At 71.9% G+C, this 20711-nt stretch carries 22 protein-coding genes and 1 pseudogene; 11 read left to right on the forward strand and 12 right to left on the reverse strand.

The genetic code is table 11. The features are described 5' to 3' along the window. Nucleotides 1–3: 3 nt before the first annotated feature. The gene (locus ACFIF2_RS24465; RefSeq protein WP_395575425.1) at nucleotides 4–651 is read right to left on the reverse strand and encodes a histidine phosphatase family protein; all 648 of its coding nucleotides are present in this window, start codon (nucleotides 649–651) and stop codon (nucleotides 4–6) included. 35 nt (nucleotides 652–686) lie between these two features. Next, on the reverse strand, nucleotides 687–2003 hold the full coding sequence (gene hemL / locus ACFIF2_RS24470) for a glutamate-1-semialdehyde 2,1-aminomutase (protein WP_395575374.1): 1317 nt from the start codon (nucleotides 2001–2003) through the stop codon (nucleotides 687–689). Nucleotides 2004–2375: 372 nt separating this feature from the next. Between hemL and ACFIF2_RS24475 the strand changes: the two genes are divergently transcribed. Continuing rightward, entirely contained in the window at nucleotides 2376–3002 is a 627-nt protein-coding gene (locus ACFIF2_RS24475; protein ID WP_395575375.1) for a hypothetical protein, read from the forward strand. Between the two features lie 58 nt (nucleotides 3003–3060). On the opposite strand, the gene ACFIF2_RS24480 is transcribed toward ACFIF2_RS24475, so the two are convergent. Further along, nucleotides 3061–3603 (reverse strand): flavoprotein, encoded by a 543-nt coding sequence (locus ACFIF2_RS24480; RefSeq protein WP_395575376.1) that lies wholly within the window; start codon nucleotides 3601–3603, stop codon nucleotides 3061–3063. Next, nucleotides 3604–4061: pseudogene (locus ACFIF2_RS24485) on the reverse strand (transcriptional regulator); the annotation flags it as partial. A 117-nt stretch (nucleotides 4062–4178) separates the two neighbouring features. Between ACFIF2_RS24485 and ACFIF2_RS24490 the strand changes: the two are divergent. Next, a complete protein-coding gene (locus ACFIF2_RS24490; protein WP_395575377.1) occupies nucleotides 4179–4952 on the forward strand; it encodes a hypothetical protein in 774 nt (257 codons plus the stop codon). A gap of 660 nt (nucleotides 4953–5612) precedes the next feature. On the opposite strand, the gene ACFIF2_RS24495 is transcribed toward ACFIF2_RS24490, so the two are convergent. After that, the gene (locus ACFIF2_RS24495) at nucleotides 5613–6890 is read right to left on the reverse strand and encodes an MFS transporter (protein ID WP_395575378.1); all 1278 of its coding nucleotides are present in this window, start codon (nucleotides 6888–6890) and stop codon (nucleotides 5613–5615) included. 172 nt (nucleotides 6891–7062) lie between these two features. After that, the gene (locus ACFIF2_RS24500; protein ID WP_395575379.1) at nucleotides 7063–7845 is read right to left on the reverse strand and encodes an MBL fold metallo-hydrolase; all 783 of its coding nucleotides are present in this window, start codon (nucleotides 7843–7845) and stop codon (nucleotides 7063–7065) included. A gap of 107 nt (nucleotides 7846–7952) precedes the next feature. Here ACFIF2_RS24500 and ACFIF2_RS24505 point away from each other — a divergent pair, with 107 nt between their 5' ends. The 3 genes from ACFIF2_RS24505 to ACFIF2_RS24515 all read left to right on the forward strand — a co-directional run bounded on the left by ACFIF2_RS24505 (nucleotide 7953) and on the right by ACFIF2_RS24515 (nucleotide 9465). Beyond that, nucleotides 7953–8555 (forward strand): CGNR zinc finger domain-containing protein, encoded by a 603-nt coding sequence (locus tag ACFIF2_RS24505; protein WP_395575380.1) that lies wholly within the window; start codon nucleotides 7953–7955, stop codon nucleotides 8553–8555. Between the two features lie 302 nt (nucleotides 8556–8857). After that, nucleotides 8858–9211: a hypothetical protein gene (locus ACFIF2_RS24510; RefSeq protein ID WP_395575381.1), complete on the forward strand. Its 354-nt coding sequence runs from the start codon at nucleotides 8858–8860 to the stop codon at nucleotides 9209–9211. 8 nt (nucleotides 9212–9219) lie between these two features. Beyond that, nucleotides 9220–9465 carry a hypothetical protein gene (locus tag ACFIF2_RS24515; protein ID WP_395575382.1) on the forward strand — a complete coding sequence of 82 codons (246 nt, stop codon included), beginning with the start codon at nucleotides 9220–9222 and terminating at the stop codon, nucleotides 9463–9465. Between the two features lie 101 nt (nucleotides 9466–9566). Here ACFIF2_RS24515 and ACFIF2_RS24520 read toward each other — a convergent pair whose 3' ends face one another. Continuing rightward, nucleotides 9567–9758: a hypothetical protein gene (locus ACFIF2_RS24520; protein WP_395575383.1), complete on the reverse strand. Its 192-nt coding sequence runs from the start codon at nucleotides 9756–9758 to the stop codon at nucleotides 9567–9569. Nucleotides 9759–9917: 159 nt separating this feature from the next. On the opposite strand from ACFIF2_RS24520, the gene ACFIF2_RS24525 reads away from it, so the two are divergent. Beyond that, nucleotides 9918–10451: a DUF4396 domain-containing protein gene (locus ACFIF2_RS24525; RefSeq protein WP_395575384.1), complete on the forward strand. Its 534-nt coding sequence runs from the start codon at nucleotides 9918–9920 to the stop codon at nucleotides 10449–10451. A 6-nt stretch (nucleotides 10452–10457) separates the two neighbouring features. On the opposite strand, the gene ACFIF2_RS24530 is transcribed toward ACFIF2_RS24525, so the two are convergent. From ACFIF2_RS24530 to ACFIF2_RS24545, 4 genes are all read right to left on the reverse strand, one after another. Continuing rightward, nucleotides 10458–11894, reverse strand: coding sequence for an ATP-binding protein (locus ACFIF2_RS24530; protein WP_395575385.1), 1437 nt, complete (start codon nucleotides 11892–11894; stop codon nucleotides 10458–10460). Continuing rightward, a complete protein-coding gene (locus tag ACFIF2_RS24535; RefSeq protein ID WP_395575386.1) occupies nucleotides 11895–12713 on the reverse strand; it encodes a response regulator transcription factor in 819 nt (272 codons plus the stop codon). A 61-nt stretch (nucleotides 12714–12774) separates the two neighbouring features. Further along, nucleotides 12775–13521 carry a CE1759 family FMN reductase gene (locus ACFIF2_RS24540; protein ID WP_395575387.1) on the reverse strand — a complete coding sequence of 249 codons (747 nt, stop codon included), beginning with the start codon at nucleotides 13519–13521 and terminating at the stop codon, nucleotides 12775–12777. Then, complete coding sequence (locus ACFIF2_RS24545) at nucleotides 13518–14642, reverse strand: LLM class flavin-dependent oxidoreductase (protein WP_395575388.1); 1125 nt, start codon at nucleotides 14640–14642, stop codon at nucleotides 13518–13520. Before ACFIF2_RS24545 ends, ACFIF2_RS24540 begins: the two co-directional genes overlap by 4 nt. A gap of 118 nt (nucleotides 14643–14760) precedes the next feature. Between ACFIF2_RS24545 and ACFIF2_RS24550 the strand changes: the two genes are divergently transcribed. Together ACFIF2_RS24550 and ACFIF2_RS24555 are read left to right on the forward strand one after the other, a co-directional pair. Further along, entirely contained in the window at nucleotides 14761–15099 is a 339-nt protein-coding gene (locus tag ACFIF2_RS24550) for a YnfA family protein (protein WP_043372042.1), read from the forward strand. Between the two features lie 53 nt (nucleotides 15100–15152). Further along, on the forward strand, nucleotides 15153–15932 hold the full coding sequence (locus tag ACFIF2_RS24555; protein WP_395575389.1) for an SDR family NAD(P)-dependent oxidoreductase: 780 nt from the start codon (nucleotides 15153–15155) through the stop codon (nucleotides 15930–15932). Nucleotides 15933–15962: 30 nt separating this feature from the next. Here the strand turns inward: ACFIF2_RS24555 and ACFIF2_RS24560 are convergent, their stop codons facing one another. Further along, nucleotides 15963–17156 carry an RtcB family protein gene (locus ACFIF2_RS24560; protein ID WP_395575390.1) on the reverse strand — a complete coding sequence of 398 codons (1194 nt, stop codon included), beginning with the start codon at nucleotides 17154–17156 and terminating at the stop codon, nucleotides 15963–15965. 204 nt (nucleotides 17157–17360) lie between these two features. Between ACFIF2_RS24560 and ACFIF2_RS24565 the strand changes: the two genes are divergently transcribed. From ACFIF2_RS24565 to ACFIF2_RS24575, 3 genes are all read left to right on the forward strand, one after another. Next, nucleotides 17361–18236, forward strand: a complete 876-nt coding sequence (locus ACFIF2_RS24565; protein WP_395575391.1) for a DUF3558 domain-containing protein — start codon at nucleotides 17361–17363, stop codon at nucleotides 18234–18236. Nucleotides 18237–18353: 117 nt separating this feature from the next. Continuing rightward, complete coding sequence (locus tag ACFIF2_RS24570) at nucleotides 18354–19268, forward strand: DUF3558 family protein (protein WP_395575392.1); 915 nt, start codon at nucleotides 18354–18356, stop codon at nucleotides 19266–19268. Nucleotides 19269–19357: 89 nt separating this feature from the next. After that, the gene (locus ACFIF2_RS24575) at nucleotides 19358–20698 is read left to right on the forward strand and encodes a DUF2637 domain-containing protein (protein WP_395575393.1); all 1341 of its coding nucleotides are present in this window, start codon (nucleotides 19358–19360) and stop codon (nucleotides 20696–20698) included. The last annotated feature ends 13 nt before the right edge of the window (nucleotides 20699–20711 follow it).

The raw sequence follows: 20711 nt of genomic DNA on the forward strand, positions 1-20711 counted from the left end.
CCGTCAGGCCCCGTACGCCTTGCCCTGCCCCTTGGCGGGCCTGGCCCCGGCGAGGAGGTGGGCGGGGACGAGGTCGCGGGCGGGCTCGGTGTAGCCGACGGACACGATCCGGTCGCCCCGGTAGGTGAAGGTCGTCAGGGAGGCGAGCGTGCACTGCCGCTTGCGCGGGTCGTGCCACAGCCGCCGCCGCTCGACGTACGAGCGCAGCGTCCAGATCGGCAGCTGGTGGCTGACGACCACGGCCTCGTGGCCGCGCGCCCGCTCCTTGGCCGCGTCCAGCGCGCCCATCATCCGCACCACCTGGTCGACGTACGGCTCGCCCCAGGACGGCCTGAACGGGTTGACCACGTGCTTCCAGTTGGCGGGCCGGCGCAGCGCGCCGTCGCCGATGCCGAAGGTCTTGCCCTGGAAGACGTTGTCGGCCTCGATGAGCCGGGCGTCGGTGGCCAGGTCGAGACCGTGCGCCTTGGCGATCGGCGTCGCCGTCTCCTGCGCCCGCTCCAGCGGGGAGGCCACGACGTACGTCACGTCGCGCGGGGCGAGGTGGTCGGCGACCCGGTCGGCCATCCGCCGGCCCAGCTCGGAGAGGTGGTAGCCGGGCAGGCGGCCGTAGAGGACTCCGGTGGGGTTCTCCACCTCGCCGTGCCGCATCACGTGGACGACGGTCAGCTCGTCGTTGTCGTGGCTCACGCGGACGCCTCCGCAGCCGCGCGGGCCGCCGCCGGAAGGGCGTCGGCGATGCGCTGGACGGCCCGCTCGTCGTGGGCGGTGGACACGAACCAGGACTCGAAGGAGGACGGCGGCAGATAGACGCCGTGCGCGAGGAGGGAGTGGAAGAAGGCGGTGAAGCGGAAGGACTCCTGCGCCTTGGCGTCCTCGTAGTTGCGCACCGGACCGTCGGTGAAGAACACGGAGAACATGTTGGAGGCGGTCTGGAGGGTGTGCGCGACGCCCTCCTTGCTCAGCGCGTCGGTGACCAGGCCCTGGATCTGCTCCGACACGGCGTTGACCTTCGCGTACGCGGCGTCGTCGAGCAGCCGCAGCTGGGCGAGCCCGGCGGCGGTGGCGACCGGGTTCCCGGAGAGGGTGCCGGCCTGGTAGACGGGTCCGGCGGGGGCGAGGTGCGCCATGACGTCGGCGCGCCCGCCGAACGCGGCGGCGGGGAACCCACCCCCCATGACCTTCCCGAAGGTCATCAGGTCGGGAACGACCCCTTCCACCCCGTACCACCCGGCGCGGCTGGTCCGGAACCCGGTCATGACCTCGTCGGACACGAACAGCGCGCCGTTCGCGGCGCACGCGTCCTTCAGCCCCTGGTTGAACCCGGGCAGCGGCGGCACGACGCCCATGTTGCCCGGCGACGCCTCGGTGATCACGCAGGCGATCTCACCGGGGTGGGCGGCGAAGGCGGCGTGCACGGCGTCGAGGTCGTTGTACGGCAGCACGATCGTGTCGCTCGCCTGAGCGCCGGTGACGCCGGGGGTGTCGGGCAGCGCGAAGGTGGCGACGCCGGAGCCGGCGGCGGCGAGCAGCGAGTCGACGTGACCGTGGTAACACCCGGCGAACTTGATCACCTTGGTCCGCCGCGTGAACCCGCGGGCGAGCCGGATGGCCGACATGGTGGCCTCGGTGCCGCTGGACACCAGCCGCACCTCCTCCAGCGGCGCGACCCGCTCGACCATCGCCTCCGCGAGGGCGACCTCACCCTCGGCGGGCGTACCGAAGGACGTCCCGCGCGCGACCGCCTCCTGCACGGCGGCGACCACCTCGGGGTGGGCGTGCCCGAGGATCATCGGCCCCCAGGAGCAGACGAGGTCGACGTACTCGCGTCCGTCGGCGTCGGTCAGGTACGGCCCGGTGCCGGACACCATGAACCGGGGGGTGCCGCCGACGGCGCCGAAGGCCCGCACCGGAGAGTTCACGCCGCCGGGCGTGACGGCCGCCGCGCGGTCGAACAGAGCCTGCGAGGCCGGTGCTTCGTATGGATATGCCAGTTCGCTCATGACCTGCGACTTCTCCGACCTTCTCGACCTTCTCCGACGTATCGGACCCTGCCTGACCGGCTCGGGCCCCGCCCTCGGCGGGCGCGGACCCTGTCCGGACCCTGCTGCGGCGCCCTGCCCGGCCTCTGGTTGCCCAGGGTGACCTCAACAGGGTAGACAACCCGCCCGATCGCCGCGCCGTCTGCCAGACTGGAGGCCATCCACGCAGCTCACGCGGGCGGCACGGGCGGGGGCTGCCGGTGCCGTGCGGACATATGACGGACATATGTTTCACCGCACGTTTCGCCGAGCGGCCGTGGGGGAGGTCACTGACACGATGATCGGGTTGCGCGGCGGGGGCCACGCGTCCTAGAAAAGCAGTCGGGTGGAGATATGCATCGCGGTGGCGGACTGGGCGAGGGGACCGACGACCTGGGTCCTCGACGTGCCCGGCGGGGAAGGCACCGGCGCGAGGCGGCGGAATCGACCGAAGCACGTCAGACACACGGCACGCCCGGCGAACCCGACCGGTTCGAGGAGCGGGCCGACCGGCTGGGGGCGGGGAGCAGGAATGGTGGTCGGGTGGGGGTGACCTACAAGTACTTCGGCGCGCCCGACGGCGCGACCGCGGCCCGCGTCCCGATCTCGATGCGCCCCGAGGAACTCGGCGGTGACGAGCTCGGGATGAACGGCATGTTCACCAAGATCAAGCCGGAGACCATGGCCGCCATGGTCCTCACCGGCATCGAGGGCGTCCCCCTGCACAAGGTCCCGCCGCTGGAACTGGTCGTCCTGCACCCCGACTACGCGGTCGTGAAACTCCCGATGACCGTCGTCGACCCCCTGCGCGGCATCGGCGAGGAAGCGGTCGGCGCGGCGGCCTTCATCTGGTCGACGGTCCCGGACCGCGGCGGACCGCGGGACGCGTTCAACGTGTACCAGCTGCTGCACGAGTGGCAGGACTTCTCACACCGGCTGCATGAGGCGGGGCATCAGCCTTATTGCCTGGTGTGGCCCTGAGCTGGGGCTTCTAGGTTTCGTGGAGATCGGGCGGGGTCCTGGCTCCTCGGGCCCCGCCCTACGACCGCCGCACGGACAGGCCGGGGGCAAGCAGCTCCAGCACTTCCTCCCAGCGGTAGCGGTCCGCCCCGCCGCCCGCCTTCGGCCGATGAGGCTCGTAGGAGCCGATCAGGACACCCATGTCCCGCAGCAGGTCCAGACTCCGGCGGTAGGCAGGGTGGGCGGCCTGGGCGGAGTTCAGATACGGCAGCACGGCGACCGGAACGCCCATGGCGGGCGCCTCGCACAGGATCCCCAGCGCGAGGTTGTCGGAGATCCCAGCAGCCCACTTGTTGACCGTGTTGAAGCTGGCCGGGACGACCGCGATCGCATCCGCAGCACGGCTCGGGCGCGGCTGCCCCGGTGACCGCCAGGCCGAGCGGATGGGGCGGCCGGTCTGCGCCTCGACCGCCTCCGCATCGAGGAAACCGAGTCCTTGCGGAGTGGCGACGACGCCGACGTCCCAGTGCCGTTCCTGTGCTGCCGTGATCAGCCGGCCGACGTCGGCGGCGACCCCGGCCGCGCAGACCACGATCTGGAGGAACGGCTTGTCGCTGGTCACTCACGCTGGCACTCCCAGTTGGCGGCTGAAGTGGTGGAGCTCGGGCAGTGCCCGGCGACGGTCACGGGCTGCCATGTCGGCTACCAGTTCGCGTACGGCCGGGCGGCGGACGTCCTGTGCCGCGCAGCTCTCGGCGATGCGCAGGGCCTGGTAGCCGTCGGCGAGTCTGCCCTGCTGACTGTAGGCGCGGGCGGCCTCCACCCAGAGCGCGGCCCGTCGCTCGGGACGGGAATGTGCCGCCGCATGAGCGGACGAGCGGTTTGGAGGGCGATTCCGGCGTCGCCGAATGAGACAGCCGCGCTGACCTCGTGCAGGGCTACGTTGGTCGGGCTGAAGTTCGCCCAGGCGTCCGGCCTGTCGAATGCGACGTAGCGGGCCACTTCTTTGGCCTCGGTAAGGAAGTCGTGTGTGGTGTCGCGGTCGCCGTTTCTGCTGGCGGCGGTTGCTCCGCGAAGCAGCGTCCTCCGTGCCCCTGCCGTTCTCCAGGCGGCTCAGCCTCCCACCCCACCATCCGTGACGGATCGATTCCCCTGGACGCCGGATTCGAGCTGTTCCAGTCCGCCAAGCGCCTCCGCGTGGCATCGGCGGCAGCCACCATCCGCCGCCAGGGGCACTTCCGGAATTTCCCCGCCCGTGCTCGGGAGCAGGCCCGCGATGTCCGCCTCGGGCAGACCCGCAAGGGCTCCTACATCGTGCCCATCATCAGCCAGGCTCGGTCGCCGCTGGACGTGTACGAGCGGGGACAGGAACAGATCGACATCGAGGTCGAGGAGACGCTCTTCGATCGACGTGTCACCGCGACCATGTCACGTGCCCTGGGCGTGTTGGGGGAAATGGCCGGTGCCGAGCGGGTCCCCACTCCCAGCGAAATCACGGATTCCATCGGAGAAGGCGTCTCGTACGAGCTGTTCCAAGCCCTGTCCAAGGTCGTGAACAGCGACGCGGTAGACACCCTGGACGTCACCTTCAACTGGTCCCGCGTGGCTGCAGCTCCACCCGGCACACCCCGCGAGGTGGAGTTCAACCACGATGCCATCGCCATCGTGGAGCGAGTGTCAAACCAGCTGAAAACGAGTGTCTACAGCCGCGAGAACGTGCTTTTCGGCCTGGTCACTCACCTGAACCGGCATCCTGGTGACGAGACAGGCAGGGTGGGCGTCCAAGCCCTCATCCAGCGACGCAGCCGCACGGTGTGGATGGACCTCCACGACGCCGACTACCACGAAGCGGTCCGCTGCCATGACTCCGGCATCCCCGTGCGCGTCCGCGGGGTACTCAACAGCCCGCCCGGAGCATCAGCCACCATGCAGGTCGCCGACTTCGGGCCGGATCCGTCCCTGGGACGGTAGCCGCTCGCCCCCGCTGACGCGAGAGGTGCCCGATCAGCGCCCTCACGGACGGGCCGTCAGGTCGACGGCCAGATCGAGGATTTGACCTGGCGCCGAGGTCGAGACAAGTAGGCTGCTGACCAGACCTCACGGGAAGAGGACGATGCAGTACTGCGAACGCCACGAACTGCACAACTGTGCGGACTGCGCTCCGCGCACACCCCGCAGAGGTGCGCCCGCCAGCGAATGGGGCGAGTGGCCGCCGGCTGCGATCATCATCCACGCCAGCGGCAAGGCCCACCTCCCCGGCTGCGGGCACATCGATCCGGCCGACATTCGACCTCCCCTCTACGGATGGGTGCTCACCCCCTCACCGGGGGCATGGCGCCGTCTCGCACCTTCCCACCCGCTACATGCCACGCAGGGCAACACCGAGCGAGCGGCCGTGAGCCGCTGCATGACCTGCGACGCAACGCAGTAGGGATATCTGAGGGTCTCGGGCGGGGTTTAGGGGCCTCGCCCTTCTCCGAGCCGGGGAGGAACCTCTACCTCGCGGCTCGCGCCACCACAGAGACAGTGAGTCTTCGCGTTGAGGTGCACGAAGGCGAGGTTTGGGGTGCCTGCCCCACTGTGCCCGAAGGGATGCGACCCTCAGCGGGACCATGGTGATTCGCTCTGGTGTCACCGCTTGCGGGCGGTGGCGATGATGGCGGGCAGCAGCGCGAGGGCGAGGGCTGCGCCCGTGATGGCGAGGACGGGGTAGCCGGCGGCGGCGACGACGAGGCCGGAGGCCATGCCGCCGGCGGCGCCGGCGATGGCTACGGCGACGTCGACGAGTCCCTGGGTCTTGGCGCGGGTGGTCAGGGGGACGGCGTCGGTGACGATGGCGGTGCCGCTGACCAGGCCGAAGTTCCAGCCCAGGCCGAGCAGGACGAGGGCCAGGGCGAGCAGGGCGACGGAGCTGTCCGGGGCGGTGGCGGCGAGAATGCCGGAGGCCAGGAGTGTGAGGGCGGCCCAGACGGCGATGGGTGCGGGTCCGAAGCGGTCGACGAGCCGGCCGGTCAGCGGGGAGGGCAGGTACATGGCGCCGACGTGCAGGGCGATGACGATGCCGGAGGCGGCGGTGCCGTGGCCGTGGGCGTGCATGTGGACGGGGGTCATCGTCATGACCGCCACCATGACGATCTGAGTGAGGACCAGGACCAGGACGCCCAGGGGGAGGCTCGGTCCGCGACGTGTGGTGCCCGGTGCAGGCTCGGATGCCGGGGGAGCGCTGGTGCCCGCCACGTGGGTGTGGAGGGTGCGGGCGATCAGGAGGGGGTCGGGGCGCAGCCAGATCATCAGGACGAGGGCGGCCAGGGTGAAGGCCGCGGTGGCGATGACGAAGAGGCCGGTGAGGCTGGGCAGGCCGAGGGCCACTGCCAGGCTGCCGGTGGGGCCGGCGAGGGCGGGGCCGGCCACACCGCCGACGGTGGTGGCGACCAGGACGGTGGATATGGCGCGGGCGCGGCGGGCCGGTGCGGCGAGGTCGGCTCCGGCGTAGCGGGCTTGGAGGTTGACGGCGGTGCCGGCGCCGTAGAGGAACAGGGCGACGAAGAGCAGGGCGGGGCTGTCGGTGGCGGCGGCGGTGATGACGCCGGCGGCGCCGAGTGCGCCGACGAGGTAGCCGGTGGCCAGTCCGGGGCGGCGGCCGCGGGCCTGGGAGAGGCGGCCGACGGCGATGGCGGCCAGCGCGGAGCCCGCGGTGAGCAGGCCGCTGCTCAGGCCGGCCAGGGCGGTGGAGTGGAGCATGTCCTGCACGAGCAGGGCGGCGACGGTGGTGCCTGCGGCGAGTCCGAGACCGCTGAGGATCTGGGAGGCGAACAGCACGGTCAGAACGCGCTTTTGCGTACGGGTGTTCACCGGGCCGGTGTCGGAGGCGGTCAGTGGCGGGGAGGGGGTGGTCGTGTGGCGGGGCATTGCTGATCCAGGAGGTGAAGGCCCGCAGGTGAGCATGGCGGGAGGGGCGGATGCCGACTGCTTCGAGGCGCGGGCGGGGAAGCAGGAGAGGTCGGGGCAGGGCGCTTGGTGGCCTGTGGGGGTGCCCGGCGAGCCGGGCACCCCCACAGGAAGAGAACAAGGTCCGGTTGAGCTAGCTCAGGTGCAGGCGGTCGGCCAGACCTGCGGCGGCGAAGGCGGCCTCCAGCTCGTCGCGGCCCTCGGTGAAGTGCGACCAGCTGTCGAAGTGGACGGGCACCACGCGGCGGGCGTCGAGGATCTGGGTGGCCTCGGCGGCCTGGGCGCTGTCCAGGACGATCAGGGCGCCGTCGAAGATCTCGGCGAAGCGGGGTGCGCCGGCGAAGAGGATCGCGGTGTCGATGGGGGCGAAGCGTTCGGCGATCTCGCTGACGGCGTCGAGGGAGGCGTTGTCGCCGCTGACGTAGACCGTGGGCAGGTCCTCGCCGGTGAGGACGAAGCCGATGACCTGTCCGGCGATCGGTTCGACTTCTTCGCGGGTGCCGGGGCCGTGGATGGCGGGGACGGCGGTCACCGTGAGCGTGCCGCCGCCGGGGCGGTCCAGCTCGATGGACTCCCAGTCGGCAAGACCGGTGGCCTTGTGGCCGAGGCGTTCGCCGCCGCCGGTGGTGGTGAGGGTGAGCGGGATGTCGGCGAGCAGGGCGCGGCCGGCGTTGTCGAGGTTGTCATCGTGCTCGTCGTGGGAGAGCAGGACGACGTCGACGGGGCCGAGGTCGGCGGGGGTGCCGGTGGAGGCGGCGGTCTTGGTCAGGGCCGGGGCGCCGGGAGGGGCGGGGTAGGTGCAGGGGGCGTCGAAGGTGGGGTCGGTCAGAAAGCGCAGGCCGCCGTACTCGAACAGCGCCGTGGGGCCGCCGAAGACACGGACGGGGAACTGCGTGGTCGCAGGGGAGACAGACACGAAAAGTCCTCACGGATAGAATTGCTTGAACCGTGACATGACCCTAAGTTAGTGTCACGGATGATGGCAAGTTCAACCGTGAGTCACGGTTGCGTGCAGGTCGTACCATGAGGGGTATGGAAGAAAGCGTCATCACCGAGTCCGGGCTGCCGCCGGCGCCGGGGGCGGAGCAGCATCCCTCGCTCGCCCTGGTCAACAGCGCCGTCGCGCTGCCGGGCGGGCACTTCGTCGACCAGCTCGGCACGCCTGCCGGGGCCGACCAGTGGCTGACGCAGCAGGGCCTCACCCCGGTCGACGCGGGCATGCTCGACATGTGCGCCGCGCAGCTGCGTTCCCTACGCGAGCAGGTCCGGGCACTGTTCGCGTCCCGTGTCGCGGGGCTCCCCGCCCTGCCCGCCGCCGTCAACGCGATCAACGACACCCTGACCCGCGTACCGACCGCCCCACTGCTGGCCTGGGACGACAAAAGCGGCCCCTACCGCGCCATGCCCAACCCCACCTCGGAACTCGTCGACCACGCCCTGGCGGCCCTGGCCGCCGACGCCGCCGACCTCCTTACCGGCCCCGAAGCCGAGCGGCTCACCGCCTGCGCCTCCGCCCCCTGCAACCGCTACCTGCTCCGCCACGGCCGCCGCCACTGGTGCTCCACCCGCTGCGGCGACCGCGCCCGCGCAGCCCGCGCCTACGCCCGCCGTACCGGACGCAGCTGACGCCCCAGCCAGGGACCGGTGGTCGGTGCGGAAGGTGCGCTCTTCACCGGTGACGGTCGTCCCGTGCCATCCCAAGTCTCCCCAGGTCAGTCGGCTGCCGCCGCCAATCGCTGCACGAGCTGGGGTTTCTGAGGTCTCGTGGAGGTCGGGCGGGGTGATCAGCGGGGAGTTCGCCGGGTGCCTCGGCCGCGCATCGCGCTCAGCGCCGATCCCTCCGCCTTCCCGGTCAGCCCGCCGACCGACCTGAAGGACCCAGCGGTGATCGCGGCACATGACCAGGCCGCCTCGACACCTTGGACACCATGGTCGACCACTGGGACCGGCCCGGCTGGACGGCGCAGGCCCGGGCGTACTACTGGATGCTCACCTTCCCCGACAGCCCAGCGCTGGTGGGCCTCGCTCGTCGCTGCCGGCAGCAGCTCGCGCCGCTCGGCCTGGATCCGGTCCCCGACGACGGGCTGCACATCACGCTCACGCGCGCCGGTTCCGCCGGAACGCCGCCGCTGAGCCGCCTCGACGACGTCATCGGCGCCGCGGTACCGCTTCTGCCGACGGCCTTCCGCCTCCGGGCCGTCCCGCTCGCGGGCTCACGGGGAGCCGTACGCCTGACGGTCGCCCCCCCCGGGCCCCCGTACTGGCGCTGCACGCGGCACTGAGCGAGGCCATGGCGCCGTTCGGGCTGCCTCCCCGCAAGCCGACCGCGCTGTTCCGCCCGCATCTGAGCCTGGCCTACAACAACCGGTCACGCCCCGCTGCTCCCGTCATCGAAGCCGTCACCGCGCTCCGGGGCCTCCCCCCGGTTGATCTGCACGTAAGGGAGGTGCGGTTGGTGGAGCTACGGCGCGAGGGCCGCAGTTACCGGTGGGACGTCGTCAGGAGCCTGCCGCTCGGCTGCTCGCCGGAGTCCTGAGCGGCGGGACGGGCGACGACCACCGTCCCGCACACTCTCGGTCGCCGGCCCCGAGAACCGTGCCCGGGCCGCCGCCGGCCGGGCGGCTCCGGACCGCCCGGTCAGTTGAAGGCGCGCAGCACCAGCCGCACGACTCCCATGACCCCTCGCCCGATCCACCCGAGCAGGCCGGACTCGACTGCGATCTCCGCGGCGTCGGCGGCGGCGTCCGTCCGCTCCGCACCGGAACCGCACCGGGAGCAGGAGCGGGGCCAACCGCGTTTGTGCGCACCGCACTTCTTGCATGTCGCCATGGCCGCATTCTCTCCTGGCGGCCTGTTCGAGGGCGGGGGTGTCGAACCTGGCCGCTCCGAACGGGGCAACCGACTCCCGGAATACCCCTGGGGGGTATATTGTTCCCGGCAGTGGGACCGACCGGGTCCCCGTGGAACGTCGAAGGGGGACGAAAGACCATGGACCACAGCAGACACGAGCACAGCACGCAGCACACCGGCGCGCACCACGCCGGCACGCACGACCACGGCACGCAGCACACCGGCGCGCATCACTCCGGTACCACCTGGGCCACGGCCGTGAAGGCGACGCTGCACTGCCTCACCGGGTGCGCCATCGGCGAGATCCTCGGCATGGTCATCGGCACCGCGCTGATGTGGGGCAACGTACCGACGATGGCCCTGGCCATCAGCCTGGCCTTCGTCTTCGGCTACTCCTTCACCCTGTTCGCGGTGGTACGCGCCGGGGTCTCGCTGAAGGCCGCGATCAAGGTCGCGCTCGCCGCCGACACCGTCTCCATCGCCGTGATGGAACTGGTCGACAACGGGATCATCGCGCTGACTCCGGGAGCGATGGACGCGCACCTGTCCGACGGACTGTTCTGGTACGCGCTGCTCGGCGGCTTCGCCGTCGCCTTCGTGATCACCACGCCGGTCAACAAGTGGATGATCGGCCGCGGCAAGGGGCACGCCGTCGTCCACGCCTACCACTGACCCGCGTCAGTGCGTACGCCCGTCGTCCGCCTCCCGGACCGGCCCCGAGCCCACCGTGAAGCCGATGACCGACCCGCCGCCCTCCCGCCGGAAGGCGAACGTCGCTCCCCCGTGCGCCAGCGCCACCTCCCGCACGATGGACAGGCCGAGCCCCGACCCGGGGCGGGAGCGGGCGTCGGCGGCGCGGTAGAAGCGGTCGAAGACGCGGGTCAGGTCGGTCCCCGAGATGCCGGGGCCGCGGTCGAGGACCTCGACGCGGATCGGGCCCTCCAGGGCGGGCCCGGAGACGGCGACCTCGATGGGTCCGGTGCCGTCCGGGTCGAACTTCGCGGCGTTCTCCACCAGGTTGGTCAGCGCACGGGTCAGCAGGGCGGGCCGCCCTTCCGTCACCGTCTCGCCGCGCACCCGTACGCCGATGTCCCGCCCCGTGCGGCGCCGGGCCAGGCTCGCCACGTCCCGCGCGACCCGCGCCAGGTCGACCCGCTGCGGGGGCTCGCCGGCGGACTGTCCGGCCGCCAGCTCCACCAGTTCGTTGACCAGGTCGGTCAGCTCACGGGCCTCCTGCCCCAGGTCGGCGACGAGTTCCTCGCGGGTCTCGCGAGGGAGTTCGTCGATCCGGCGGAGCAGGGAGATGTTGGTACGCAGCGAGGTCAGCGGCGTCCGCAGCTCGTGGCCCGCGTCCTGGACCAGGCGCCGCTGGTCCTCCTCCGACTGGGCGAGGCGGTCCAGCATGAGGTCGAAGGCGCGGCCCAGGCGCCCCACCTCGTCGGGCCCGGTGACCGGCACCTGGACCCCGAGCCGGCGGGTGCGGGCGACGTCCTCGGCGGCCGAGGTGAGCAGCACCAGGCGCCGGGTGATGCGCCGGGCCAGCCACCAGCCGAACAGCCCGGCCGCCGTCACCACCGCCGTGATCAGCAGCAGCGTCCGCCGCTGGAGCGCCCGCAGCAGGTCCTCGGTGTCGCTGAACTCCTGCGCCACCTGCACCGCGCCCCGGCCGCCGCCCAGCGAGACGGTGGCGACCCGGAACACGTCGTCCCCGACCCCGACGTCCTCGTGCCGGACCGTCCGCCCGGCCACGGCGGCGTGCGCCGTCCGCCGGTCGGCGTCGGTCACCGGCAGCCGCGGACCGGCCGGGTCGGAGACCTCGCCGTCCGGCCCGAGCACCTGCACGTCGGTGCGGGCCGGACGGACGACCTCGTGGCCCGGCGCGGAGGAGGAGAAGTCGCCGGGCGACATCCGCCGCGCCCGCACCTCGGCCCGCAGATCCTGCACGACCTGCGCGAAGACCGACTCGTGGTCCACCCGGACCAGCCGGGCCGCCGCGTTGTACGACAGCACCCCGACGACGACCGTGACCACGGCGGTGACCGTCGCGAACGACACCGCGAACGTCGTCCGCAGCGACAGCAGCCGGGGCCGGCGCCCGAGCGGGGAGGGGCCCACTCAGTCCTCCCGCAGCACGTAACCCACCCCGCGCACGGTCTGGATCAGCTGCGGCGCGCCCGGACGGTCGAGCTTGCGGCGCAGGTAGCCGACGTAGACGGCGAGGTTCTTGGAGCCGGGCCCGAAGTCGTAGCCCCAGATGCGGTCGTAGATCGTGGAGTGGTCGAGCACGATGCCCGCGTTGCGGACCAGAAGTTCCAGCAGCTCGAACTCGGTGCGGGTCAGCTCCACCTCGTGCCCGTCCCGCCAGGCGCGGCGGGCCCGCGGATCCATGCGCAGCCCGGCCGCCTCCACGTACCGGGCGTCCGGCGCGTCCGGCTCCCGCGCCGGCTCGGCCGCACCCGGACGGGCGGTGCCGGAACCCGAAGTGTCGAAGCCCGTGGTGCCGGAGCCCTCGGTGCCGGAGCCCCCGGTGTCGGAGCCCTGGAGGCCGCCGGGGCCGGCCTCCTCGCGGCCGGTGCGGCGCAGCAGGGCGCGCAGGCGGGCGAAGACCTCCTCGACGTCGAAGGGCTTCACCACGTAGTCGTCGGCGCCCGCGTCCAGGCCCGCGATGCGGTCGGCGGTCTCCACCAGCGCCGTCAGCATCAGGATCGGCGTGGAGTCGCCCTCGGCGCGCAGTTCCCGGCAGACCTGGAGGCCGTCGACGCCGGGCATCATCACGTCCAGCACGAGCACGTCCGGCCGGCCGGCGTGCGCCTGGGCCAGCGCCTCGGTGCCGTCCGCGACCGCCGTGACCCGGTAGCCCTCCAGGGTGAGGGCACGCTCCAGGGCGTGCCGGATCGCGCGGTCGTCTTCGGCGAGCAGAACAGTCCGGGGCACCCGCCCAGTCTGCCAAGGCCAGGGGCCCCGCGACCGGACGGCCGGGCTTCTTACCGAGATCTCACCCGGCGGGCCGCAGCGCGGCGAGCCGCTCCTCGAACGGCACGACCGCGTCGGCGTCCAGGGCGGCCCTCCCCGCCCCCGAGCCGGCCACCCCGGCGGACCCGACGGACCCCACCATCCCGGCGGCCCCCGCGGACCCGGCAGACCCGACGGACCGAGCAGCCCCGACAGACCCAGCAGCCCCGACAGCCCCGGCAGACCCAGCGGCCCCGTCGACCACCCCCGCCAGCCCGGCCATCAGCACCGCCAGCTCCCCGGCGGCCCGCTCGATCCGCCCGTCCAGGCCCTCGGCGCCCCAGTCCTCCGAGGCGGCGTACACGCCGGTGGGGACGACGACCGCCTTCAGGTAGGCGAAGAGCGGACGCAGCGCGTGCTCCAGGACCAGCGAGTGCCGGGCCGTACCCCCGGTCGCGGCGATCAGTACCGGCTTCCCGGCCAGCGCACCCTCGTCACTCGCGCCGAGCGCGTCGAAGAACGACTTGAACAGGCCGCTGTACGACGCCGAGAACACCGGCGTGACGACGATCAGGCCATCCGCGGCGCGCACCGCGTCGAAGGCGGCGGACAGGTTCCGGCCCGGGAAGCCGTTGGTGAAGGTGTGCGCGATCTCCACGGCGAGGTCGCGCAGCTCGACCACCCGGACGTCGGCGCCGGACCGGCCGGCCGTGGCGGCGGCCAGCCGGTCCGCGAGCAGCCGGGTGGAGGACGGGACGCTCAGCCCCGCCGAGACGACGACGAGCTTCATGCCCGTACCCCTTCCTTGTCTTCCTTGCCTTCCTTGCCCGCGTGCTCCTTGCGGGCGGCGGCCAGCAGCGATGCGTGGTTCGGCGCGTCCGGCACGGTGGCCGGGCGGTTCTTGGCGAACTCCTCGCGCAGTACCGGCACGACCTCCTCGCCGAGCAGGTCGAGCTGCTCCAGGACGGTCTTCAGGGGCAGCCCGGCGTGGTCCATCAGGAACAGCTGGCGCTGGTAGTCACCGGCGTAGTCCCGGAAGGCGAGGGTCTTCTCGATCACCTGCTGCGGCGAGCCGACGGTCAGCGGGGTCTGCTCGGTGAAGTCCTCCAGCGACGGGCCGTGCCCGTAGACGGGGGCGACGTCGAAGTAGGGGCGGAACTCGCGCACCGCGTCCTGGCTGTTCTTCCGCATGAACACCTGGCCGCCCAGGCCGACGATCGCCTGCTCGGGGGTGCCGTGCCCGTAGTGGGCGTAGCGGTTGCGGTACAGCTCGACCATCCGCTTGGTGTGGTCGGCGGGCCAGAAGATGTTGTTGTGGAAGAAGCCGTCGCCGTAGTACGCGGCCTGCTCGGCGATCTCCGGGGAGCGGATCGAGCCGTGCCAGACGAACGGCGCGACGCCGTCCAGCGGACGCGGGGTGGAGGTGAAGCCCTGGAGCGGGGTGCGGAACTTGCCCTGCCAGTTCACGACGTCCTCGCGCCACAGGCGGTGCAGCAGGGCGTAGTTCTCGACGGCGAGGTTGATGCCCTCGCGGATGTCCTTGCCGAACCACGGGTAGACCGGGCCGGTGTTGCCGCGCCCCATCATCAGGTCCACCCGGCCGTCGGCCAGGTGCTGGAGCATCGCGAAGTCCTCGGCGATCTTCACCGGGTCGTTCGTGGTGATCAGGGTCGTGGAGGTGGACAGGATCAGCCGCTCGGTGCGCGCCGCGATGTAGCCGAGCATGGTCGTCGGCGACGAGGGCACGAACGGCGGGTTGTGGTGCTCACCGGTCGCGAAGACGTCCAGGCCGACCTCCTCCGCCTTCAGCGCGATCGCGACCATGGCCTTGATGCGCTCACGCTCGGTCGGCGTACGGCCCGTGGTCGGATCCGGCGTGACGTCGCCGACGGTGAAGATGCCGAACTGCATGGTCGCTCAACCTCCGAGTTGTTGACTGTTCAACCATACCCGCCAACGGTGGACCCCCGGACGTTATTCCGCCCCGCCTCCCGGAAGGACCACGTCACCGCCGTGCGAGGCTGCCCACATGCTCGTGCTCCGCTCCGCCGCCCTGTTCGTCGTCGCCGCCCTCTTCGAGATCGGCGGCGCCTGGCTGGTCTGGCAGGGCGTGCGCGAACAGCGCGGCTGGCTGTGGGCCACCGGCGGGGTCCTCGCCCTCGGCGCCTACGGCTTCGTGGCCACCTTCCAGCCCGACGCCCACTTCGGCCGCATTCTCGCCGCGTACGGCGGGATCTTCGTGGCCGGCTCGATCCTGTGGGGCGTGGTCGCCGACGGCTACCGCCCCGACCGCTGGGACATCACCGGGGCCCTGGTCTGCCTCGCGGGCATGGCCGTGATCATGTGGGCGCCGAGGAACGGCGGCTGACTACCCTGGGCGGCGACCGCCGTACCGCCCCGCGCACACCCCAGGAGCAGCCCATGGCCACCGCAGCCGCCCCGTCCGCCGCCTCCCGCATCGCCGTCGTCACCGGTGCGAGCAGCGGCATCGGCGCCGCCACGGCCCGGCAGCTCGCCGCGGCCGGCTACCGCGTCGTCCTCACCGCCCGCCGCAAGGACCGCATCGAGGCGCTGGCCGAGGAGATCCAGGCGGCCGGCCACAAGGCGACCGCGTACCCCCTGGACGTCACCGACCGCGCGGCCGTCGACGAGTTCGCCTCGGCCTTCAAGACCGTCGGCGTCCTCGTCAACAACGCGGGTGGCGCGCTCGGCGCCGACCCGGTGGCCACCGGCGACCCGGACGACTGGCGCCGCATGTACGAGACGAACGTCATCGGCACCCTCAACCTCACCCAGGCCCTGCTCCCCAAACTGGAGGCGAGCGGCGACGGCACGGTGGTCGTCGTCTCCTCCACCGCCGGCTTCGCCACCTACGAGGGCGGCGCGGGCTACGTCGCCGCCAAGCACGCCGAGCACGTCCTCGCCGAGACCCTGCGCCTGGAGATCGTCGGCCGCCCGGTCCGCGTCATCGAGATCGCGCCCGGCATGGTCAAGACCGACGAGTTCGCCCTGACCCGCTTCGGCGGCGACGAGGACAAGGCGGCCAAGGTCTACCAGGGCGTCGCCGCCCCCCTGACCGCCGACGACGTCGCCGACACCATCGCCTGGGCGGTCACCCGCCCCGCCCACGTCAACATCGACCTCCTGGTCGTCCGCCCCCGCGCCCAGGCGTCGAACACGAAGGTGCACCGGGAGGCGTAGGCCCCCCGGCGCACCGGTGTCTCACCCGCGTCAGCCCTTCACGCAGACGACCTGCTTCAGCTTCGCCACGACCTCCACGAGGTCGCGCTGCTGATCGATGACCTGCTCGATCGGCTTGTAGGCGCCCGGGATCTCGTCCACGACCCCGGAGTCCTTGCGGCACTCCACGCCCCGCGTCTGCTCCTCCAGGTCCTTCGTCGAGAACCGGCGCTTGGCCGCGTTGCGGCTCATGCGCCGGCCGGCGCCGTGGGAGGCGGAGTTGAAGGACTTGTCGTTGCCGAGGCCCTTGACGATGTATGAACCCGTGCCCATGGAGCCGGGAATGATCCCGTACTCGCCGGAACCGGCCCGGATCGCGCCCTTGCGGGTCACGAGCAGGTCCATCCCGTCGTAGCGCTCCTCGGCCACGTAGTTGTGGTGCGCGCTGATCTCCGGCTCGAAGACCGGCTTGGCCTTCTTGAACTCCTTGCGGACCACGTCCTTGAGGAGCGCCATCATGAGGGTGCGGTTGTACTTCGCGTACTCCTGCGCCCAGAACAGGTCGTTGCGGTACGCCGCCATCTGCGGGGTGTCCGCGACGAACACCGCGAGGTCGCGGTCGACCAGGCCCTGGTTGTGCGGGAGCTTCTGCGCGATGCCGATGTGGTGCTCGGCCAGTTCCTTGCCGATGTTGCGGGAACCGGAGTGGAGCATGAGCCAGACGGAATCGGACATATCTATACATACCTCAACGAAGTGATTGCCCCCGCCGAGCGTGCCCATCTGCTTCACCGCCCGCTCCTGCCGGAACCGCACCGCCTCCGCCACCCCGTCGAACCGCCCCCAGAAGTCGTCCCACCCGGCCGTGGCCAGCCCGTGGAACCCGCCCGGGTCGACGGGGCTGTCGTGCATCCCCCGCCCCACCGGGATCGCCTGCTCGATCTTCGAGCGCAGCCGCGACAGGTCGCCCGGGAGGTCGTTCGCCGTCAGGGACGTCTTCACCGCCGACATCCCGCAGCCGATGTCCACGCCCACCGCCGCCGGGCACACCGCGCCCCGCATCGCGATCACGGAGCCGACCGTCGCGCCCTTGCCGTAGTGCACGTCCGGCATGACGGCGAGGCCCTTGATCCACGGCAGGGTCGCGACGTTGCGCAGCTGCTGGAGCGCGCCCTCCTCGACGGTCGCCGGGTCGGTCCACATCCGGATCGGCACCTTCGCGCCCGGCATCTCCACGTACGACATAGCGTCCTCATTCCCCCGGAAAACAAGCAGAAGCCTCAAAGCGCACAACCGGCGCCAAGGGCAGTCAAAGGGACGACCGACCGGCGTTCACAGCGGCGCGTGCGATACACATTGTCTGCTGGGCACGCCCCCGTACGGCAACCGAATAACCGGCGGGGACACTGGAGTACCGACCACAGCCACACCGGCGAGAGGAGCCGCACCGTGCAGCGGAAGGCCTACGTACCCGGCGGTGCCGCCCTCCTGGCGGCGTTGCTGGCCGGCTGCACCGGCGGCTCGGGGAAGGGCGCCACCGCGGACGACTCCAACCCGGGGCAGCCGGGGGTGGCGACCGAGGCGGCCGAGCCCGGCAGGTACCGCACGCTCCCGGAGCCCTGCGGCGCGGTCGGCGACAAGGCGCTCGACTCGCTGCTGCCCGGCATCCAGGAGATCCCGGACGAGGCGCGGCGCGAGAAGGCGTACGCGGGCGAGGCGACTCCGGCGTACGACAGCGACCGCAAGGTGGGCTGCCGTTGGAAGGTGGAGTCCGCGGACGCGACGAACCACCTCGTCGTCGACTTCGAGCGGGTCGTCTCCTACGACAACGCCGTCAGCGACGACAGCCAGGCCGAGCAGCTCTTCGCGGAGCGCGTGGAGGCGGCCGACCTGCCCGAGCCGGTCGTCTCGGACTCGGCGTCCTCGTCGCCGTCCTCGTCGCCGTCCGGGACCCCGTCGTCCGGGGAGTCGTCCGCCGGGGAGCCGTCCACCGGCCCGAGCGGCACCTCCTCCGCCCCGCCCTCGGGTTCCGCGTCGTCGTCCGCACCCTCGCCGGGCGCGTCCACCGGCGTCACCCCCGCCGACCTCCAGCCCCGGCTCCTCGACGACCTGGGGGACGAGGCGTTCGTGGACGACGCGCTGAACAGCTCCGGTTCGACGGCGAAGCGGCGCACGGTGACTGTGGCGTTCCGCACGTCGAACGTCCTGGTGACCATCGAGTACGCGGAGCAGTCGGCGACGCTCGGAGTGGTGCCGGACAGCGAGGAAATGCAGGACATGGCGCGGAAACTCGCTTCCCAGCTGGACGATTCACTGAGCGGCTGACCCCCGTCCGGGCTCCGGGGCAGCCGTGCGCGATGCGTCCGATGCGGGACCGCACGATTTCTTCACCGCGTACCGTGACCCCTCGGACCCGTTCCGACCGCAGGAACCACGAGTGCCATGAGTGAAGGAACCATGCAGCTACGAGCCCAGCGTGACCAGCGTGACCAGCAGGCGAAGCGAGTGAAGCGTCTCCCCCGCGCCCTTGTCTGCGCGGCGGCCGCCGTCCCCGTGATGCTGGTGGCAGCCGGCTGCTCCTCGGACTCCGGCTCCGAGGACGGCAAGGACAAGGCCGCGGACAAGCCCTCCGCCTCCACGTCCGCGAGTCCGTCCCCGACCGTGCAGGCGGCGGCGTACCGGAAGCTTCCGGAACCGTGTGCGGTGCTGTCGGAGAAGACCCTGGACGACCTGGTGCCGAAGGCGGACTCCGGCAAGGAGGGCGCGTCGAACGACACGGCGACGCGCGGCAGTTGCTCCTGGGACAGCCTCGACGACAACGGTGTGGACGGCTCGCAGTTCCGCTGGCTGAGCGTGTCGATGCTGCGCTTCGAGTCGGACGTGAACCGCGGCGCCGGCGACAAGCTGGCGCGGGACTACTACACGAAGCAGCTGGGGGACGCGCAGGCCGCCCAGGGCGCCAAGAGCCTGAAGACGACGCCGTTGAGCGGCACGGGCGACGAGGCGGCGGTGGTGCGCTACGACCTGAAGAAGAAGGAAGGCACCTTCAAGCAGCAGACGGTCGTGACGCGCGTCGAGAACGTCGTCGTCACCGTCGACTACAACGGCGCGGGCCTGGCCGGTGACAAGACGCCGGACGCCGACGACCTGGTGAAGGACGCGCAGAAGGCGGCCAAGGAGGCGGTGGCCGCGGTGACGAAGGCCAACGGCGGCGGCAAGGCGGGCGCCTCGCCGTCCAAGTCGGCGTCGGCGTCCGGCTCGAACTCGGACTCGGGCTCGGACGCGGACTCGGGCTCGGGCTCGGACTCCACGACGCGGTCGAAGTCGCCCTCCAAGTCCACGTCGAAGACGGGCTGACGGACCGTATCGACCCACCGGCCACCCGTCCCCCGTACACATGTGCCACTCTGTTGCGCGCAACGACACGCACTGGGAGGGGAGTACGGGTGGCCGCGCCACTGGAGCTGACACGGACGCATCGCGTTCTCATCGGCATGGTCGTCTTCGGCGCCGTCATCATCGCCGGGATCGGCTTCGCGGGATCGTACGCGGCGGTGCGGGAACTGGCGCTGCAGAAGGGCTTCGGGAACTTCAGCTACGTCTTCCCGATCGGCATCGACGCGGGTATCTGCGTGCTGCTGGCGCTGGACCTGCTGCTGACCTGGATCCGCATCCCCTTCCCGCTGCTGCGGCAGACGGCGTGGCTGCTGACGGCGGCGACGATCGCGTTCAACGGGGCCGCCGCCTGGCCCGACCCCCTCGGCGTCGGCATGCACGGGGTGATCCCCGTCCTGTTCGTGGTCTCGGTCGAGGCCGCCCGGCACGCGATCGGCCGGATCGCCGACATCACCGCCGACAAGCACATGGAGGGCGTCCGCCTCACCCGCTGGCTGCTCTCCCCGGGGCCCACGTTTCTGCTGTGGCGCCGGATGAAGCTGTGGGAGCTGCGCTCCTACGAGCAGGTGATCAAGCTGGAGCAGGAGCGCCTGGTGTACCAGGCGCGGCTGCGCTCGCGGTTCGGCCGCGGCTGGCGCCGCAAGGCCCCCGTCGAGTCCCTGATGCCGCTGCGCCTGGCCCGCTACGGCGTCCCGCTGTCGCAGACGGCCCCGGCCGGCCTGGCGGCGGCCGGCATCGAGCCGGCGCTGCTCCCGCCGGCGCCCCGGCCGCAGGAAACCGAGGGCACGCGGGAGACCGAGGGCCCGCAGGGGGCCGAGGGCACGCGGGCGGCGCCCCCGGCCGAGCGGCGTCCCGAGCTGGCCGGCGCCCCGCGGGAGGAGCGGGGGCCGCAGCCGGACGCGCCCGCCGAGGACCGCAACCCGTGGCTGCACGCCCGGGACCCGCAGACCGTGGAGTACCACGGCGGTTACGACCCGGACTTCGACCCCGACCCCGAGCAGTACGCCCTCTGGGCGGAGGAGCAGCGGCAGGCCGAGCAGTACCGGGAGCAGTACGAGGAGGAGCCGCCCCCGCACGAGCCCCCACCGCACGAGCCGCCGCCCCAGGAGCCGTCCCCCGAGGAGACCGGCAGCTTCCCGATCCCGGTCGGCCCGACCCGCACCCGCGAGCTGGGCGAGGGCGGCGGCATGGCCGAGCCGCCGCCGACGCCGGAGGACTACTACACGGTCTTCCGGAAGTCGATCGACGGCAGCTACCCCACGGCCGCCCAGTTCAGGGACGACGTGGAGGCGACCTTCGGGGTGCCGCTGGCTCCGCGTGAGGCCGATCGCATGGTGAAGGTGTTCAGCGAGCGCCACACCCGGGAGCTCCAGGAGGAGCACATCGCGTAGCGGGCGCGGAGAA

Source organism: Streptomyces sp. BK79, assembly GCF_044142145.1.
In the GTDB taxonomy this organism is placed as follows: Bacteria; Actinomycetota; Actinomycetes; order Streptomycetales; family Streptomycetaceae; genus Streptomyces.

Bases quoted from the DNA above. Each gene is read 5' to 3' on its own strand.
- ACFIF2_RS24465 (WP_395575425.1), bottom strand. From the start codon at position 651: ATGCGGCACGGCGAGGTGGAGAACCCCACCGGAGTCCTCTACGGCCGC.
- hemL (WP_395575374.1), bottom strand. From the start codon at position 2,003: ATGAGCGAACTGGCATATCCATACGAAGCACCGGCCTCGCAGGCTCTG.
- ACFIF2_RS24475 (WP_395575375.1), top strand. From the start codon at position 2,376: ATGCATCGCGGTGGCGGACTGGGCGAGGGGACCGACGACCTGGGTCCT.
- ACFIF2_RS24495 (WP_395575378.1), bottom strand. From the start codon at position 6,890: ATGCCCCGCCACACGACCACCCCCTCCCCGCCACTGACCGCCTCCGAC.
- ACFIF2_RS24505 (WP_395575380.1), top strand. From the start codon at position 7,953: ATGAGGGGTATGGAAGAAAGCGTCATCACCGAGTCCGGGCTGCCGCCG.
- ACFIF2_RS24510 (WP_395575381.1), top strand. From the start codon at position 8,858: ATGGTCGACCACTGGGACCGGCCCGGCTGGACGGCGCAGGCCCGGGCG.
- ACFIF2_RS24515 (WP_395575382.1), top strand. From the start codon at position 9,220: ATGGCGCCGTTCGGGCTGCCTCCCCGCAAGCCGACCGCGCTGTTCCGC.
- ACFIF2_RS24520 (WP_395575383.1), bottom strand. From the start codon at position 9,758: ATGGCGACATGCAAGAAGTGCGGTGCGCACAAACGCGGTTGGCCCCGC.
- ACFIF2_RS24525 (WP_395575384.1), top strand. From the start codon at position 9,918: ATGGACCACAGCAGACACGAGCACAGCACGCAGCACACCGGCGCGCAC.
- ACFIF2_RS24540 (WP_395575387.1), bottom strand. From the start codon at position 13,521: ATGAAGCTCGTCGTCGTCTCGGCGGGGCTGAGCGTCCCGTCCTCCACC.
- ACFIF2_RS24545 (WP_395575388.1), bottom strand. From the start codon at position 14,642: ATGCAGTTCGGCATCTTCACCGTCGGCGACGTCACGCCGGATCCGACC.
- ACFIF2_RS24550 (WP_043372042.1), top strand. From the start codon at position 14,761: ATGCTCGTGCTCCGCTCCGCCGCCCTGTTCGTCGTCGCCGCCCTCTTC.
- ACFIF2_RS24555 (WP_395575389.1), top strand. From the start codon at position 15,153: ATGGCCACCGCAGCCGCCCCGTCCGCCGCCTCCCGCATCGCCGTCGTC.
- ACFIF2_RS24560 (WP_395575390.1), bottom strand. From the start codon at position 17,156: ATGTCGTACGTGGAGATGCCGGGCGCGAAGGTGCCGATCCGGATGTGG.
- ACFIF2_RS24570 (WP_395575392.1), top strand. From the start codon at position 18,354: ATGAGTGAAGGAACCATGCAGCTACGAGCCCAGCGTGACCAGCGTGAC.